Consider the following 17,046-nt stretch of genomic DNA (forward strand, 5'->3'; position numbering starts at 1 on the left):
CATGACTGCACGTGTGCTGATGTTTCAGGGAACCGGCTCGGATGTCGGCAAATCGCTGATGGTGGCTGGCCTTGCCCGCGCCTTCGTCAGGCGTGGCCTGTCCGTCATGCCGTTCAAGCCGCAGAACATGTCGAACAATGCGGCGGTCACTGCCGATGGCGGCGAGATCGGTCGCGCGCAGGCGCTGCAGGCGCGGGCAGCAGGCGTTCCGCTGTCGGTTCACATGAACCCGGTGCTTTTAAAGCCGCAGAGCGAAACCGGCGCACAGGTCGTCGTACAGGGTAAAATTGTCGGCAATGCCAAGGCTGCCGATTATCAGCACATGAAAGCCGGGCTGATGCCGCGTGTGCTGGAGAGCTTCGAGCACCTGAAACAACAGGCCGATCTGGTGCTGGTGGAAGGGGCGGGAAGTGCTTCCGAAATCAACCTCCGCGCCAACGACATCGCCAATATGGGTTTTGCCCGCGCCGCAGATGCTCCCGTGATTCTGATCGGCGATATCGACCGGGGCGGGGTCATCGCCAGCCTCGTGGGCACAAAAACCGTTCTCGAACGCGATGATGCCGCGATGATAGAGGGCTTCATCGTGAACCGCTTTCGCGGTGACCCTACGCTGTTTTCAGACGGCATGCGGATGATCGCGGAAAAGACCGGCTGGGCGTCCATCGGGCTATTGCCGCATTTTTCCGATGCTGCGAAATTGCCGGCGGAGGACGCCCTTGGGCTTACCGGCCCGGCGCAACAAAAGCCCGGCGCGAAAATCCGCATTGCCGTGCCGATCCTGCCGCATATCTCCAATTTCGACGATCTGGATCCGCTCGACATGGAGCCGGATGTGGAACTGATCCGAGTGCGGCCGGGCGAGACCATTCCCGCCGATTGCCGGCTGGTTCTGCTCTGCGGTTCGAAATCCACCATAGCTGATCTGACCGTGCTGAAAAATGCAGGCCTCGACATCGACATCAAGGCACATGTGCGCCGCGGCGGTTATGTTCTCGGTCTCTGCGGCGGATACCAGATGCTTGGAAAAACCGTTGCCGACCCTGACGGCATCGAAGGACCACCAATGACGGTCGGTGGGTTGGGCCTGCTGGATGTGACGACGGTTTTGACCGGCGACAAGAGGCTCGTTTCCGTCCAGGGACAGAGTTTCGACGGAATTCCCTTATCCGGCTATGAAATGCATGTTGGCGAAACAACGGGTGCCGCGGGCAACCTGCCATTTTCGACCATTGACGGACATGCCGATGGCGCAATTTCGCCCGATGGCCGCATCTTAGGCACCTATATCCACGGCCTGTTTGCGGATGACCGCCAGCGCGGGGCGTGGCTTGAGCGCCTTGGTGGGCAGAGCACGCAACTGAACTATGATGCGCAGGTGGATGCCGTTCTTGATCGCCTGGCGGCCCATATGGAGAACCACCTCGATCTCGACAGACTGCTTTCTATAGCGCGATAAGGATTGCCAGCAATCCGAACAGCCCGATCAGCAGGAAGTCTGCGATCCTCGCCAGCCTGAGCGCTGTGCGAATATCGCCAGCAACCAGTGTCGCTCTTCCGCCTTCGCCCATGAAACGAGCCTCGATCATCTGCCCGCCATAGGAGCGCGGCCCGGCCAGCGCAAAGCCCAGTGCCCCGGCCAATGCCGCCTCCGGCCAGCCGGCATTGGGAGATCGGTGATGCCGCGCATCGCGGCGTATCGCGGCAATTGCCCCTTTCGGTGATGCACCCTTCACGAAAAACGCGGCGACCACGAAAAGACCGCCGCTCAGTCTCGATGCCGGCAAATTGACCAGATCGTCCAGCCGGGCCGACGCCCAACCAAAGGCCTCATGGCGTGGCGAGCGATGACCGATCATGCTGTCGGCCGTGTTGATTGCCTTATAACCCGCACCGCCTGGCAGCCCCAGAAGACCAAGCCAGAGGGAAGGGGCGACAATGCCGTCAGAGAAATTTTCAGCCAGGCTTTCAATCGCCGCCCGGCAGATTGCCGCCTCATCCAGCGCCTGCGGATCGCGCCCGACGATCATGGAGACAGCTTTGCGCCCGCCGTCAATCCCCTCGCGTTCCAGCGCAATGGCGACGGCCTCCACATGCTGTTCCAGACTTTTTTGGGCCGGAAGTGACGCCCCAAGCACCGCAACAAGCAACAGACCAAGGGGCAATAAAAGCAGAACCGATTGCACTAACCATGCAACAAGCACCGTCAGCGCCAGAAAAACGGAGAGCGCCGCGACGCCTGCCGCCTTGCGCTGCGAAAATGAAGCACTCTCCCGGTTCCATTTTTTGTCCAGCAGCGCGATAAGCGAACCGATCCAGGTGACGGGATGACCGATGCGTTTGAACAGCCAGTCCGGATATCCAGTCAGGCGTTCGATCAAGAGCGACAGAAAAGCGAGAGCGAAGAACATGGGCGATAAGGTACCGGAAAAGGCGCAGGCTACGATCCGTCACGGCGGCAATCTCGGCAAGGCGCGTCTGATGTTTCCTGAAGCGCCGGAACCGTGGATCGACCTGTCGACCGGGATCAATCCGCACTCCTACCCGCATTCTCCCGTTCCCGCCAGCGCATTTGCCCGCCTGCCGGAGCCTGACGCGGCCGAAGAATTGAAAAGGTTGGCCGTCGCCTCTTTCGGCGCACCATCAGCCGGGCATGTGGTTCTGTCCCCCGGCACCCAGATGCTGATGCCATTGCTGGCTCACCTGGCACTCGAACGAGGAGCGAAAAGCGGAGCCGTGCTCTCACCCGCTTATGCCGAACATGCCCGCACCGCGCGCATGGCCGGACTGACAGTGACCGAGGTAGACCATATCAGTGGTCTGTCAGCTTACGACTATGCGGTGGTGGTCAATCCCAACAACCCCGATGGTCGCGTCACGGATCGAGAAGCTTTGTTGTCGCTGGCCGAGGCGATGCGCCGCAAAGGCGGCCTGCTCGTCGTAGACGAGGCCTTTATCGAGACAGGACATACGGAAAGTCTTGCGAATGCCGCAGGGCGCGACGCGCTGGTGGTACTGCGATCCTTCGGCAAGTTCTATGGCATGGCAGGGGTCCGGCTCGGTTTTGCGCTTGCGCATCCCGACATCGCTGCGGAACTGGAGGCAAGGCTTGGCCCCTGGGCAGTATCCGGGCCGGCGCTCAACATCGCGATGCAGGCTTTGGCGGACAGGGAATGGCAATCATCCATGCGCCTCCGGCTTGCGGCAGAAGCACAGCGTATGAGTGAATTGCTGGAAAAAGCGGGCCTGAAGATTGCCGGCGGTACGTCCCTGTTTACCCTGGTGCGGGACCACCGGGCTAAAGAACTGTTCGATCACCTTGGCCTGCACGGCATTCTGGTGCGCATTTTTGATGAAAGGCCGAACGACATGCGTTTCGGCCTTCCCGGCAGCGAAGCGGAGTGGCAGCGCCTCACGGAAGCGCTGTTATCCTTCAATCATCCCTTGAACGTGTAGGTCGCAATAGAATCCGGCTTCATTTCGATGGAGAAACCGGGCAGCTTCGGCGGCATGTACGCGGCATTGCGAATATCGCAGGGTTCGATGAAATGCTCGTGCAGATGGTCGACATATTCGATCACGCGGCCTTCCTTGGTGCCGGAAACCACGAGATAGTCGATCATCGACAGATGCTGCACATATTCGCAAAGGCCGACGCCACCGGCATGCGGCCAGACCGGCAAATTGTATTTGGCAGCAATCAACAAAACCGCCAGCACCTCGTTGAGACCTCCCATGCGGCAGCTGTCGATCTGCACGACGTCGATTGCACCTTCGGCGATGAACTGCTTGAACATGATACGGTTCTGGCACATTTCGCCGGTTGCCACCTTCACGGAGCCGATGGCTGCACGGATCTTGCGATGGCCGGCGACATCGTCCGGGCTGGTCGGCTCTTCAATGAAGAAGGGCTTGGCGAAGGCAAGTTGCTTGACCCATTCAATCGCCTGATCCACTTCCCACACCTGGTTGGCGTCGATCATCAGATAACGGTCGGGGCCGATCACCTCGCGGGCGATGGTGAGGCGGCGGATATCGTCTTCGAGATCACGGCCAACCTTCATCTTTACATGGTTGAAACCGGCATCGATCGCTTCCTGGCAAAGACGGCGCAGCTTGGCGTCGTCATAACCGAGCCAGCCGGCTGATGTGGTGTAGCAGGCGTAGCCTTCGTTCTTCAGCGTCTCGATACGTTCCTTTTTGCCGCTTTCGGCTTTTTTGAGGATCGCAAGCGCATCGTCCTTCGTCAGCACGTCAGTTAGATAACGGTAATCGACGATATCGGCGATTTCTTCAGGGCTCATATCGGCAACAAGCTGCCAGACCGGCTTACCCGCCTTTTTGGCCAGCAAATCCCAGACAGCATTTACGACAGCGCCGGTGGCGAGATGCATCGCGCCCTTGTCCGGGCCGATCCAGCGCAGCTGGCTATCACCAGTCAGGTGGCGCCAGTATTTGCCGGGGTTCTCGGTGACCGTCGCCAGATCGGTTCCGACCACCAGATGGCGCATCGCCTTGATGGCCATGCAGCAAATCTCATTACCGCGGCCAATGGTGAAGGTCAGCCCGTGGCCTTTCAGTTCCGGTTCGTCGGTGTCGAGAATGACGTAAGCCGCCGAATAATCCGGGTCGGGGTTCATCGCATCCGAACCATCAAGGCTCTGGGAGGTCGGAAAACGCAGGTCGAAAACTCGCAGATCAGTAATTTTGGTCATGGCCGTTCACTCGCGGTCAGTGTCAAAGGAAATCGTTCAGTCGTGGTGGAAGGTTTCTTCCATCATTGCCCACCACTCGCCCTCCTTGCGGCTTTCGAGTGGTTGCTGGCAGGGAATGGTGAAAGACCACCATTCCTGGTTCTTTGGGCTTGCCGCCATCTTCGCCATATCGGCGCTGAAATCGGTGCCGTGATATTCCCAATATCCGAACAGCAGATTTTCCGGTTCGCGCAGGAAGATCGTGTAGTTGCGGATGTTGCAATCGCTGATGAGCGCCAGAATTTCGGGCCAGACGGCGGCGTGGAGCCTTCTATATTCCGCAATCATGTCCGGTTTGACGCCGATGACCATTCCCATGCGCTGCATACAAAACTCCGTTATTGCTTGATGGTGGCGAGCGCCGCACGCAGTTTCTGCTGCGGCACGTTTAACCCCAGACGTTCCGCCGCAGCGATGACCGGGACAAAACGACGGCGTTTCTTTTCATCGTGATTGCCTGAAATGTCCGCGAGCCGGTGGGCGAGAAAGGGGTTCAGGAAACGCTCCCGCACCGCACGGATATAGGCTTGCGCTTCTTCCCCCATGCCTTCTGCGACAAAGACCGGCAGAACCTCGTCCCGCCAGAGCGTTTCCAGATCTCCCGAAAGCGCATCGTCGGCCATTGCCTGCCGCACGGTCTCGTTTTTCGCACGGGCATCCCGCAACCATCGCTCCGCCAGATAGGAATGGCCAAGATTGAGCAGGAACAGCTTCAGCTTTTCATAGCGGTCGAGATCATCAGTCAGCACCACCGCAGGGTGGGTGCAGGGCAGAACAAGGCCCTCCTGCTTCTCGATTGCCCAAAGCGCATAGGGCTCGGCAACTGCGCCAACCGGATCGATCGGCTCGGAAACGATGCGGTCTACAAGGCTGTTGGCAAAACGGCATTTCTCATTCAGGTAGAAGCCGAAACCCGCCGGCAGCTGCCATTCGTCGGCAAGCTGGCGAACAACCTCTTTCAACCGGTCGCCGTTGCGCGGAACAAGCTCGCAAGGAAAGATCGATACAGGGGCTTCCGGATTGGTCTGAAAACGTTCCAGCAGCAACAGGCAGAGCTTTGCAGGAAAACTCTTTGGTACAAGCGTGAAGTCGTCGGCAAGACCCGGCCCGTCGAACGAATCCAGCTCATAACCGCGGTCACCCGTATTGGACAGAATGACCCCTGCCCCGCAGGCGATGCGCCGCACCTCGGCCCAGTCGGCCGCCGCCGTCAGCGCGCGCGCGACAGCCTTACCTGGAATTTCCTCATCCACCTCTTGCCCGTCGCGAATGCCGCGAATGCGCACCGGATAGGGCGTGCCATCGTTCAATGCTACCACACGCTTCAGGCTCTCCGCATTGCCGGTCGTCTGAACGATTGTGATGCGCCCGAGCGCCTCGCCTTTTTCCAGCGCCTGCGAAATGAACAAATCCGCATGCGCCAGAAGAAAGCGGCTGGTACCGAATTGCAGGATGGGTGTGTCGGTCGTCATGCGACCTCCACCATGCCCTTGATGACTCCGGCTTTCGGATCGGTCAGCCCGGCGAATTTGGAAGGCACATCGGCAAGTGTCATGCGGTGAGTAATGAGTGCCTCCGGTACCTTGCCTTCCCGCAGCGCCTGCAACACCCGCTCGAAATCCTCCGGCGTGGCGTTGCGGCTGCCGAGCAGCGTGGTTTCGCGCTTGTGAAACTCCGGATCGTTGAAGGAGATATCGCTGGCAACGATGGAAACCAGCACATAGGAACCACCGTGGCCGACGAAGGAAAAGCCACGCTCCATGGCTTTAGGATTACCGGTCGCATCAAAAACGGCATCGAAGAAATCGCCGCCGGTGATATCCGACAGGCGATCCTTGTCGCCCTCGCCAAGCGTCACCGTATGGGCAACGCCGAGATGGTCCTTGCAGAAATCCAGCCGGTCGGTGCGCCCGTCAATCATCGTCACCTCACCGCCATCGAGAACGGCGAAAACCGCAACCGCCATGCCGATCGGACCGGCACCGACGATCAGGACCTTCTGACCCTTTTCCACCGACCCACGACGCACGGCATGCGCGCCAATCGCCAGAAATTCGGTCATTGCCGCCTGATCGAGGCTCAAGCCCTCCGCCTTCAGCACGAATTGCTGCGGAACGCTCAGATATTCGACCATGCCGCCATCGCGATGAACGCCAAGCACACCGATGTTGCGGCAGCAATTGCTCTTTCCTTTGCGGCAGGCGCTGCACTCACCACAGGAAATATAGGGTATGACGGTAACGACATCGCCCGCCGAAAGATGGCTGCCTTCCGGCGCCTCTTCCACCGTGCCGGAAAGCTCGTGGCCCATGATGCGCGGATAGGAAAGATAAGGCTGATTACCGGTGAAAATATGCAGGTCCGTGCCGCAGACACCAATGCGACGAATACGCACCAGCACTTCACCTTCGCCACGGGCCGGCTTTGGTAGTTCCTTGGGGACAAGTTGACCGGGGGTCTCGCAGAAAATCGCCAGCATGCATCACCTGTTGGGAAGGGAATAAAAACGAACGGCGTTGCCGCCAAAGACGGCCGCATGGTCGTGCTCAGGCACGATTTCGCGGCAGAAGTCCAGCCATTCCTGATAGTCGCCAGCCAGCCGCAATACCGGCCAGTCGCTGCCGAAGATCACGCGTTCGCCGCCGAACAGTTCCAGAATGGTTTCGGCATAGGGCCTGACGGCTTCCGGTCTCTGCTCGCCACGCTCGGTCAACAGGCCGGACAGCTTGCAATGGAGGTTGGGAAGGGCCGCCAAAGCTGCCATGTCCCTGCGCCAGTCCCCATATTGGCCCGTGGCGATAAGCGGCTTCGCCCCGTGATCGATGACAACAGGCAATTGCGGATGGCGGCGCGCGAAAGCGAGAAGATGCGACAGATGCGGCGGCAGGACCAGCGCATCGAACACCAGTGCATGTTTCACCAGCGCATCCACGGCGGCATCGAGCGCGGGATCGTCGATCCAGGTCACATCATCCATGCCTTGCAGCATCGGCCGTACGCCCTTGAAGGCAGGATGTTTTGCCCGCCGGGAGATTTCCGCCACAGCATCCGCGGACTTCATGTCCACCCAGCCGACCACGCCCTTGATGAAATCGGTGCTGCCAGCCAGATCGAGCATGAAATCCGTATCGGCCGTACTTTCCATCGTCTGCACCAGCACCGTTCCGGAAACTCCGGCCTTTGCCAGCAGAGGAAACAGATCCTGCGGAAGAAAATCACGGTAGATGGCAGCCAGAGACGGTGGCGGCCATTGCCCGGCACGATCCTTCATCAGCCAGAAATGCTGGTGGGCATCGATGATCATCGCTTCATGCCTTTGTGCCGGGCACGGGTGCGCCTTCGGAAATCAGGCCACGCTTTTGCAGCTCCGACCAGAATTCGTCCGGAACAACCTGTTCGAACCATTCGATGTTTGCGGCAAGTTGCTGCGCATTGCGCGCGCCGGATACGACCGTGACCGAAGCCGGATGCCCGAGCGGAAACTGTAGCGCAGCCGCCTGCAACGAAACACCAACGTCGTCACAAACGCCCTGAAGCGCATCCACCCGCGTGATAGTGTCGGCAGGCGCATCGGCATAGTTGAATTTGCGGTTGCCTGCCAGAATGCCTGAATTGAAAGCACCGGCGACCACGATCGCAACGCCGGTTTCCGCGCAGCGGTTCATGAAGGCAAGGCTCTGCTGCTCCAGAAGCGTATAACGGCCGGCAAGCATGGCAACGTCGATGTCGAAAACATCCATGGCGTCGCCGACGATTTCCCACTCGTTGACGCCGAGGCCGATAGCACCCGTCGACCCTTCCTCGCGCAGCTTGCCGAGTGCCCGGAAGCCGCCGCCAGTGGTCAGCTGCTCCCAGTAGTGCTGGTGCTTTTCGCCATGCGTGAAAGAGCCGATATCGTGCACATAGAGAATATCCGGCTTCAGAACGCCGAGCCGCTGCTGGCTCGCTTCGAAGGAGCGCAGAATACCGTCATAGGAATAATCATAGACCGGGCGGAAAGGCAGCGGCGCAATATAGGCGTCCTCTTCCGGGCCCACAGTTTCATCGGGAACCATGACGCGACCGACCTTCGTGGAGAGGGTGTATTCGCTTCGGTCATGCTCCGTCACCATGGTTCCAAGGCGACGCTCCGAACGCGTGTAACCGTAAAAAGGTGCGGTATCGAAATAGCGAATGCCGCTTTCCCATGCCTTGTCGAACGCACCTTTGGATTCCTCGTAGGGCGTAACGCGGTAGAGATTACCCATCTGGGCGCAACCAAGGCCCATGACCGTGACTTCAACGGCACGGCGCGGCAATTTACGTGTATCGGAGACTTTCATCGCAAGGGCTTCCTGAATTTTTCGGTAGAGCGGATGTTGAAAACCGTATGCGGTATTGACTGAAATCCCGCTTCTGAAATTTGTGATGCGCGCCGCTCAAAGAGCGGCGCGCCGTCATGCGTTAATAAAGAACGTTCTTGGCTTCCGGCTTCTCGATATTGTCCTTGGTGACAACAACAACGCCGGTGTCGACGAACTTTTCGACCTTTTCTTTGCTGATGAGCTTGGAAACGGTCTGGATGCCCTTTTCGCCCATCTGATACGAACCCTGAACGACGATGCCGGCCAGCGTGCCGTCCTTGACGAAGCCCTGAAGGTCCTGGTTACCGTCAAAGCCGATGCCGACAACCTTGCCTGCCTTACCGGCCTGGGCGAGCGCGCGGCCTACGCCGATTGCGGTGGGTTCGTTGGCGCCGAAGATGCCCTTGAGATCGGAATTGGCGGCCAGAACGTCGGTTGTCTGGTTCAGCGCCGTCGCCATCTGCGACTGCGAATAGAACGGACCTACGATCTTAAGGTTGGAATGCATCTGGATATAGTCGGTGAAACCGCCAACGCGTCCGATTTCCGAACCGGCACCGGCGACGTAGGACATCACGGCGATCTTGCCTTCCTTGCCAACCTTGTCGATCAGCGCCTGAGCAGCCAGTTCGCCGGCTTTCTTGTTATCGGTCGCCAGGAAGGACTGATAATATTGCTCGGAACCCTTGGCGAGCTGCGAGTCGATCAGAACCACGGGAATGCGGGCTTCCCAGGCTTTCTTGACAGCCGGAACCAGCGCATCAGGATCGGAAGGAGCAAGAACGATACCCGAAACCTTACGGTTTACAGCGTTTTCAACCATGTTGACCTGATCGGCGATGGCCGATTCAGAAGCCGGACCCTGGAAGGTCATGGTGTTGCCGGCAGAGTCCTTCATCGCCGCATCGGCGCCCTTCTGAACGTTCTGCCAGAAGGTGGAATTGACGGTCTTGACGATGACGGCGATTTCGCCGGCCTGCACGGTGGAGACGCTCCACAGCGCGATTGCGGATGTCAGAAGGGCGGTCGTAAGCTTGTTCATTTCTTCCTCCGTGATGTCGGCATACCGGGCCTCCCGTGCCGATCTTGTTTGCGGATAGGGTCCGCAGCCCTGTATCAGCGGCGGTTGCGCAGCTGGTCGATCCAGACGGTGACCAGAATGACAAGACCGATGATGATCTGTTGCGTGAAGGCGGACACGCCATTCATATTGAGACCGTTGCGCAGGATGCCGATGACGAAGGCACCGATTGCCGTGCCTGAAATCGTGCCCACGCCGCCGATGAGCGATGTGCCGCCGATAACGGCGCTGGCAATGGCGTCCAGCTCATACATCACGCCCTCATTTGGCTGGGCTGTGACGAGGCGCGACATCAGCACGCAACCGGTCAACCCGGCGAGCGTACCGGACAGGATGTAGGTGAAATTGGTGACACGTGCGACGTTTACGCCGGACAGACGCGCAGCATCCGCATTCGAACCGACGGCATAGATGTGACGGCCAAGGATGGAGCGGTTGAGCATGAAGGAAACAGCCAGCGCAATAACCACCATGAGGATGACGGGGTAGGGAATGCCCGGAAACACTACGTTCGGAAAACCGTCATCCCCAATATTGACGATGCGGAAGAGGGCGCCGTTGCCGAGTTCACCGAAGGATTCGCCGAGGCCGGAAACCGCTCGCGCGCCGGTGATCTGCAGTGCCACGCCACGGGCGATCAACATCATGCCGAGCGTGGCGATAAACGGTGGCAGCTTGAAGCGCGTGACCATGAGGCCATTGATGAGACCGCAAAGCGACCCCGTCAGAATGCCAAGCAGCATGCCGACCGGCACCGGCATACCCAACTCCTTCACCGCAAGCGCGGCAACGACACCGGCCAGAGCAAGCACCGAACCAACGGAAAGATCGATGCCGCCGGTGATGATGACGCAGGTCGCACCAATGCCGAGAAGGGCTATGGAGGTCACCTGAAGCGCAATGGTCATGGCATTGTTGACGGAGAAGAAGGCGCTGCTGGTGGCGGAAAACACCATAACCAGCACAACGAGACTGCCAAGAGCCGCAAACTTCTGGATGATGTCCTTCTGGCGGTCGCTGAAAGCGAAGCTCTTCTTGGGTTCTGCAATATTAGCCATGTCGTTCCTCACTGCGCGGCCCGGCCGTAACCGGACGCGTACCGCATGATTTCTTCCTGATTGGTCTTGGCGGTCTCAAGCACGCCCGTGATCCGGCCCTGGTGGAAAACGGCGATACGATCCGTCAGTCCCAGAATTTCCGGCAGTTCCGAACTGATGAGAATGACGCCGATGCCCTGTGCAGCCAGCTCGTCCATGATCTTGTAGATCGCGAATTTTGCGCCGACATCGATGCCGCGCGTCGGCTCGTCGAAAAACAGCACGCGCGACTGCCGGAACAGCCATTTGCCAATGATGATTTTCTGCTGATTGCCACCTGAAAGCAGCCGCACCGTCTGTTCGATCGAAGGGGTACGGATGTTCAGGAGATCGACGTAACGTCTGGCGACATCGTCGTGCTTCTTGAAGTCAATCAGCCCGAAGCGGTTGGAGACCTCGCCGATATTGGCAAGCGTCGTATTGGCCGCAACCGACATCTTGATCGCAAGACCATCGCTTTTGCGGTCTTCGGACAGATAGGCGATACCCTCTTCGATGGCATCTCGCGGGGAACTGATGGAAAGCTCCCGCCCGTTGAAAACGACCTTGCCAGCATCCAGAGGATCGGCACCGAAAATCGCCCGTGCGACTTCCGTGCGACCCGCACCCATCAGTCCGGCAAAGCCGAGAATCTCACCGCGCCGCAGCGAGAAACCGACATCGTGGAACACACCCTTGCGCGTCAGCCCTTCCACCGAGAAAATAACATCATCCGTAGGGCGCGACGTGCGTTCCGGGAACTTCTCCTCCAGCGAACGCCCGACCATGCGCGTGACGATATCGTCAACGGTGATCGATGCAAAATCGTCGGTGGAAATATAACGCCCGTCCCGCAAAACCGTCACGCGGTCGACGATTTCGGCCATTTCATCGAGCCGGTGGGAAATATAGACGATGCCGACGCCAGAAGCCTTGAGATCGCGGATCACCTTGAACAACAGCCGCGTTTCCTGCTCGGTCAGCGAGGAGGTCGGCTCATCCATGATGAGGACTTCAGCATCCAGGGAAAGCGCCTTGGCAATTTCGACCATCTGACATTGCGCGACCGAGAGGCCGCGGACAATCTGGTCAGGGTCGATATCGACGCCCAGCCGATCGAGACAGCGCTTTGCATCAAGCCGCAGCTTCTTGCGGTCAACGAGGAAACCACGGCGCGGCTCGCGGGCGAGATAGATGTTCTCGGCAACGGAAAGATGCGGAACGAGGTTGAGTTCCTGATGGATGATGGCGATGCCGGCGGCTTCGGATTCCAGCGGCGATGCATATTGCACTTTGACGCCCTTGTGCAGGATGGTTCCGTCGCTTGGCTGGTAAACGCCGCTGATGATTTTCATCAGGGTGGATTTTCCGGCACCGTTTTCGCCGCAGACAGCGTGAACCTCGCCGCTGCGCAAGTCGAAATGCACATTCGACAACGCTTTGACGCCCGGAAATTCCTTGCTGATGTTTTCGAGACGCAGGAGGCCTGAACCAAGGCCGCGCGCCGTCTCCTCAGGCGAAAAATCGCCTCGAATTGTCGATGCGCCCTGCGACATCAAGAAACCTCCACCCGCGCTCCCCGCTCCACCGGGGGCAATAATGAGCCAAATGGTTAGGCCGCTTTTTTAAAATGGTCAAGCCAATTAGCCCAAAATTTGAATCACGCGTCTGGTACACGCAAAATCATCTCAAAAAACTTATTGAAATAACATTGTAAATTCATGTATTTAAGTAATTTCTTGCGTATTGATGCGCTTGGCGCTACGGTAAGGCCAAATTCAGATAACAGACAAGGTTCGTCAGAAAACACATGAATGGTCAGGCCAAAATAGCGGAACCACGCAGGCTTTATCAGCAGATTGCGGACCAGATACGCGAGCTGATCGATCTGGGAGAGTTTCTGCCTGGAACACGACTTCCCGCCGAACGGGAACTGGCACAGAAGCTCGGGGTTTCGAGACCATCACTGCGCGAGGCACTGATTGCGCTTGAAATCGACAACACCGTCGAAATCCGCATGGGTTCCGGTGTCTATGTGTCCACCGAGGCCCTTCAGACAACCCACAACACCAAATCCTTGGGCGACAGCCCTTCCGAACTGATGCAGGCGCGCGCAGCGCTGGAAGGCGCGACAATCGTACTGGCGGCGAGCCGCATGACCGATGAAACGATTGCAAACCTTCGCCAGATTCTCAACACGATGCAGCAGGAAATAGAGGCCGCGCGCAAACCTCTCGATCAGGACCGGCTTTTCCACGTCACCATTGCCGAACAATCCGGTAACAGCGTTCTGGCCCGGCTGGTGGCAAACCTCTTCGATGAGCGCCACAGCCCGATTTCGGCACAATTGCGTGTGAAATTTGAGGATCGCGATACCTGGACCCACGCCCTTCAGGAGCACGAGGCGATTTTGGCGGCCCTGGAGTTGAAAGATCCGCTGCTGGCGCAGGCGGCCATGCATACCCATCTGGAAGGTTCCAAGAGACGCTGGGTAGACGGCTGACTTCAAAACATAGCAGGCAATGTACCGGGGAGGAGAAAAACCCGTGAGTGAGAATTCCGAGGCAACCATTTTGCTGAACGCCAACGACAATGTCGCGGTGGCACGCCGGTCGATACCGGCCGGTGGTGCGACGGGCAGAGGCGATCTGACAGCCCGGGAGCTGATCGGACGCGGCCACAAGGTGGCCCTGACGTTTATCAGATCCGGAGACGAGGTCCTGAAATACGGACAGGTGATCGGCATCGCGACACAGGATATCGAGCCTGGCCGGCATGTGCATCTGCACAATCTCGCCATGGTGCCTTCCGAACACACGCATCAGTTCAGTGTCGATATCGAGGAAAAAGGCATGCTGCCCGAGGGCGAGCGCCGGACCTTCAAGGGTTTTGACCGGGGTCTCGGTGGCGTTGGCACACGCAACTACATCGGCGTCATCGCATCCGTGAACTGTTCCGCCACCGTGTCGCGTTACATCGCCGATTATTTCAACAAGCAGGGCGGCCTTGAAGGGTTCGACAATGTCGACGGCGTTGTGGCACTGACCCATGGCGGCGGCTGCGCGCTCAATACGAAATCGGAAGGTTATCGTCTTCTGATCCGCACCATTCAGGGTTATGCCCGCCACCCGAATTTCGGCGGTATTCTGCTGATCGGCCTCGGCTGTGAGACCAACCAGATCGCCCCCATCCTCGAACATTACAAGATGGAGGAGGGCGAACGGCTGCGCACCATGACGATCCAGCAGCACGGCGGCACACGCAAAACGATCGATGCCGCCATTGCCGAGATAAAGGCGATGCTGCCAATGGTCAATGCTGCCCAGCGCACTGAACAGCCGCTTTCAAAACTGAAGGTCGCGCTGGAATGCGGCGGTTCGGATGGTTACTCCGGAATATCGGCAAACCCGGCCCTGGGATATGCATCAGATCTCATCGTCCGCAACGGCGGTACAACGGTTCTTGCCGAAACGCCGGAGATTTACGGCGCTGAACACCTGCTGACGAAGCGTGCCGTCACGCCTGCTGTTGCCGAAAAGCTGTTGCAGCGCATCGACTGGTGGCGGGATTATACCGCTCGCAACGGCGATGAGCTGAACAACAACCCATCGCACGGCAACAAGCTTGGTGGACTAACCACCATTCTTGAAAAATCGCTGGGTGCAGTGGCCAAAGGTGGCTCCATGCCACTGAAGGCGGTCTACGAATTCGCGGAAACCGTTACTGAGCAGGGCTTCGTCTTCATGGATACGCCCGGTTACGATCCTGTTGCAGTCACCGGCCAGGTCGCCGGCGGCTGTAACGTCATCTGTTTCACCACCGGCCGCGGCTCCGTGTCGGGATTCAAGCCGGCACCCTGCATCAAGATCGCCACCAATTCCGAAATGTACGAGCACATGAAGGAAGACATGGACCTCAACTGCGGCGAGATCGTTACCGGCGCGGAAACCATCGAGGAATCCGGCAAACGAATTTTCGAGCACATTCTTGCAGTCGCTTCGGGAGACAAGACCGTCAGCGAGATTTACGACTACGGCGACAATGAATTTGTGCCGTGGCAGGTGGGCGCGGTTACCTGACCCGCTTCCAATACGTGCATCGGACTGTCCCACGTGAAACAAAAGGCCCGGAAATCACTTTCCGGGCCTTTTAAATTCTGTGCGCCGTTTCTGCTTAATGGCGGAAGTGACGCATGCCGGTAAAGACCATCGCCACATTGTGCTCATTGGCCGCATCGATCACGTCCTGGTCGCGCATGGAACCACCGGGCTGAATGACTGCGGTGGCACCTGCTGCAATGGCTGCAAGCAAACCGTCGGCGAAGGGATAAAACGCTTCAGAAGCCACAGCAGAGCCGCGCGTCAGCGGCTCAGCAAGGCCGAGTGCCTTGGCCGCATCTTCCGCCTTCTGGGCGGCGATACGGGCGGAATCCACCCGGCTCATCTGTCCGGCGCCGATACCTGCCGTCTGGCCGTCCTTGGCATAGATCACCGCGTTGGACTTCACGTGCTTGGCAATCTTGAAGGCGAACTTCATGTCGTCAAGTTCCTGAGGTGTCGGTACACGCTTGGTGACCACCTTCAGTTCCAGATCCTCCACCATGCCGTTGTCACGGCTCTGAACCAGAAGACCGCCGGAAACCGTCTTGGCCGTAATGCCGGCCGCGCGCGGATCTGGCAGGCCACCGGCTGCCAGCAGTCGCAGATTGGGCTTGCGGGCGATAATGGACTTTGCCTCTTCCGTCACATCGGGTGCAATGATGACTTCGGTGAAGAGCTTGACGATCTCTTCTGCCGTTTCCGCATCGAGCGTGCGGTTCAAGGCGATGACGCCGCCAAAGGCCGAAACGGAATCGCATGCCAGCGCGCGCCGGTAGGCTTCTGCAAGTGTTGGACCCGTCGCAATACCACAGGGGTTGGCGTGTTTGATGATCGCTACAGCCGGCGCATTCTCCGGCAGGAATTCTGCTACCAGCTCGTAGGCTGCATCCGTATCATTGATGTTGTTATAGGAAAGCTGCTTGCCTTGAAGAAGCGTCGCCGTGGAAACACCGGGGCGCTTTTCGCCGGTCAGGTAAAAACCGGCGCTCTGGTGCGGGTTCTCGCCGTAACGCATTTTTTCCTTCAGCGCACCGCCGATGGCACGGTAATCCGGCGTTTCGATAGCCAGCGCCTCAGCAAACCAGTTGGAAATCACCGCATCGTAAGCCGCAGTGCGGGCATATGCCTTGGCGGCGAAGGTCTGGCGCAGCGCGTAGGAGGTTTGACCGTCATCGGCCTGCAGGGCTTCCACCAGCGCAGGGTAGTCGGACGGATCGGTGACAACAGTGACATAGGCGTGGTTCTTGGCCGAAGCGCGGATCATTGCCGGGCCGCCAATATCGATATTCTCGACCGTCGTGGGGTAGTCGCCACCCTTGGCGCGAACTTCCTCGAAGGGATAGAGATTGATGACGGAGAGATCGATCGCCTCGATACCGTGAGCCTTCATTGCCTCGACGTGATCAGCATCATCCCGGATAGCCAGAAGTCCACCATGCACGTTGGGATGAAGGGTTTTGACGCGACCATCCATGATTTCCGGAAAATTGGTCACATCGGAAACATCCGTTACCGGCAGTCCCGCGTCAGCGATGGCCTTTGCCGTGCCACCCGTCGACAGCAGCTTGACGCCAAGTTTGGACAGGACAGTTGCCAGCTCGATAATGTCCGTCTTGTCAGAAACGGAAAGAAGGGCTGTGCGGATTTTAACTTTATCGGGAGCGGGGATTTTTTTGGAAACGACAGCCATCG

Annotated in this window: 15 protein-coding genes; 4 read left to right on the forward strand and 11 right to left on the reverse strand. The window is 58.5% G+C overall.

Annotated elements, in window-relative coordinates; translation table 11 throughout:
• Position 1: 1 nt before the first annotated feature.
• Positions 2–1,459, forward strand: a complete 1,458-nt coding sequence (locus AC5SEO_RS17945; protein ID WP_174068690.1) for a cobyric acid synthase — start codon at positions 2–4, stop codon at positions 1,457–1,459.
• On the opposite strand, the gene cbiB is transcribed toward AC5SEO_RS17945, so the two are convergent.
• The gene (gene cbiB / locus AC5SEO_RS17950; RefSeq protein WP_174068691.1) at positions 1,446–2,411 is read right to left on the reverse strand and encodes an adenosylcobinamide-phosphate synthase CbiB; all 966 of its coding nucleotides are present in this window, start codon (positions 2,409–2,411) and stop codon (positions 1,446–1,448) included. The genes AC5SEO_RS17945 and cbiB overlap by 14 nt on opposite strands.
• Between cbiB and cobD the strand changes: the two genes are divergently transcribed.
• Positions 2,410–3,456 carry a threonine-phosphate decarboxylase CobD gene (gene cobD, locus AC5SEO_RS17955; RefSeq protein WP_174068692.1) on the forward strand — a complete coding sequence of 349 codons (1,047 nt, stop codon included), beginning with the start codon at positions 2,410–2,412 and terminating at the stop codon, positions 3,454–3,456. The two genes, cbiB and cobD, sit on opposite strands and share 2 nt — an antisense overlap.
• Here the strand turns inward: cobD and AC5SEO_RS17960 are convergent.
• The 9 genes from AC5SEO_RS17960 to AC5SEO_RS18000 all read right to left on the reverse strand — a co-directional run bounded on the left by AC5SEO_RS17960 (position 3,438) and on the right by AC5SEO_RS18000 (position 12,810).
• Positions 3,438–4,715, reverse strand: coding sequence for an L-fuconate dehydratase (locus AC5SEO_RS17960; protein WP_003516405.1), 1,278 nt, complete (start codon positions 4,713–4,715; stop codon positions 3,438–3,440). The genes cobD and AC5SEO_RS17960 overlap by 19 nt on opposite strands.
• 36 nt (positions 4,716–4,751) lie before the next feature.
• A complete protein-coding gene (locus tag AC5SEO_RS17965; protein WP_003516404.1) occupies positions 4,752–5,081 on the reverse strand; it encodes an L-rhamnose mutarotase in 330 nt (109 codons plus the stop codon).
• 11 nt (positions 5,082–5,092) lie between these two features.
• A complete protein-coding gene (locus AC5SEO_RS17970; RefSeq protein WP_174068693.1) occupies positions 5,093–6,226 on the reverse strand; it encodes a mannitol dehydrogenase family protein in 1,134 nt (377 codons plus the stop codon).
• On the reverse strand, positions 6,223–7,233 hold the full coding sequence (locus AC5SEO_RS17975; RefSeq protein WP_025594697.1) for a zinc-binding alcohol dehydrogenase family protein: 1,011 nt from the start codon (positions 7,231–7,233) through the stop codon (positions 6,223–6,225). Before AC5SEO_RS17975 ends, AC5SEO_RS17970 begins: the two co-directional genes overlap by 4 nt.
• A 3-nt stretch (positions 7,234–7,236) precedes the next feature.
• The gene (locus tag AC5SEO_RS17980; protein WP_174050226.1) at positions 7,237–8,058 is read right to left on the reverse strand and encodes an amidohydrolase family protein; all 822 of its coding nucleotides are present in this window, start codon (positions 8,056–8,058) and stop codon (positions 7,237–7,239) included.
• Positions 8,059–8,062: 4 nt separating this feature from the next.
• Positions 8,063–9,076 (reverse strand): aldo/keto reductase, encoded by a 1,014-nt coding sequence (locus AC5SEO_RS17985; protein WP_495363904.1) that lies wholly within the window; start codon positions 9,074–9,076, stop codon positions 8,063–8,065.
• 121 nt (positions 9,077–9,197) lie between these two features.
• Positions 9,198–10,139 carry an ABC transporter substrate-binding protein gene (locus tag AC5SEO_RS17990; RefSeq protein WP_003516397.1) on the reverse strand — a complete coding sequence of 314 codons (942 nt, stop codon included), beginning with the start codon at positions 10,137–10,139 and terminating at the stop codon, positions 9,198–9,200.
• Between the two features lie 74 nt (positions 10,140–10,213).
• Positions 10,214–11,236 (reverse strand): ABC transporter permease, encoded by a 1,023-nt coding sequence (locus tag AC5SEO_RS17995; protein ID WP_003516396.1) that lies wholly within the window; start codon positions 11,234–11,236, stop codon positions 10,214–10,216.
• Positions 11,237–11,244: 8 nt separating this feature from the next.
• A complete protein-coding gene (locus AC5SEO_RS18000) occupies positions 11,245–12,810 on the reverse strand; it encodes a sugar ABC transporter ATP-binding protein (RefSeq protein WP_013637002.1) in 1,566 nt (521 codons plus the stop codon).
• Positions 12,811–13,064: 254 nt separating this feature from the next.
• Here AC5SEO_RS18000 and AC5SEO_RS18005 point away from each other — a divergent pair, with 254 nt between their 5' ends.
• Complete coding sequence (locus AC5SEO_RS18005; RefSeq protein WP_013637003.1) at positions 13,065–13,757, forward strand: FadR/GntR family transcriptional regulator; 693 nt, start codon at positions 13,065–13,067, stop codon at positions 13,755–13,757.
• Between the two features lie 43 nt (positions 13,758–13,800).
• Positions 13,801–15,333 carry a UxaA family hydrolase gene (locus AC5SEO_RS18010; protein WP_025594703.1) on the forward strand — a complete coding sequence of 511 codons (1,533 nt, stop codon included), beginning with the start codon at positions 13,801–13,803 and terminating at the stop codon, positions 15,331–15,333.
• Positions 15,334–15,427: 94 nt separating this feature from the next.
• Here the strand turns inward: AC5SEO_RS18010 and purH are convergent, their stop codons facing one another.
• Entirely contained in the window at positions 15,428–17,044 is a 1,617-nt protein-coding gene (gene purH / locus AC5SEO_RS18015; protein ID WP_174068694.1) for a bifunctional phosphoribosylaminoimidazolecarboxamide formyltransferase/IMP cyclohydrolase, read from the reverse strand.
• Positions 17,045–17,046: the final 2 nt, after the last annotated feature.

This window comes from Agrobacterium sp. K11 (assembly GCF_059429395.1).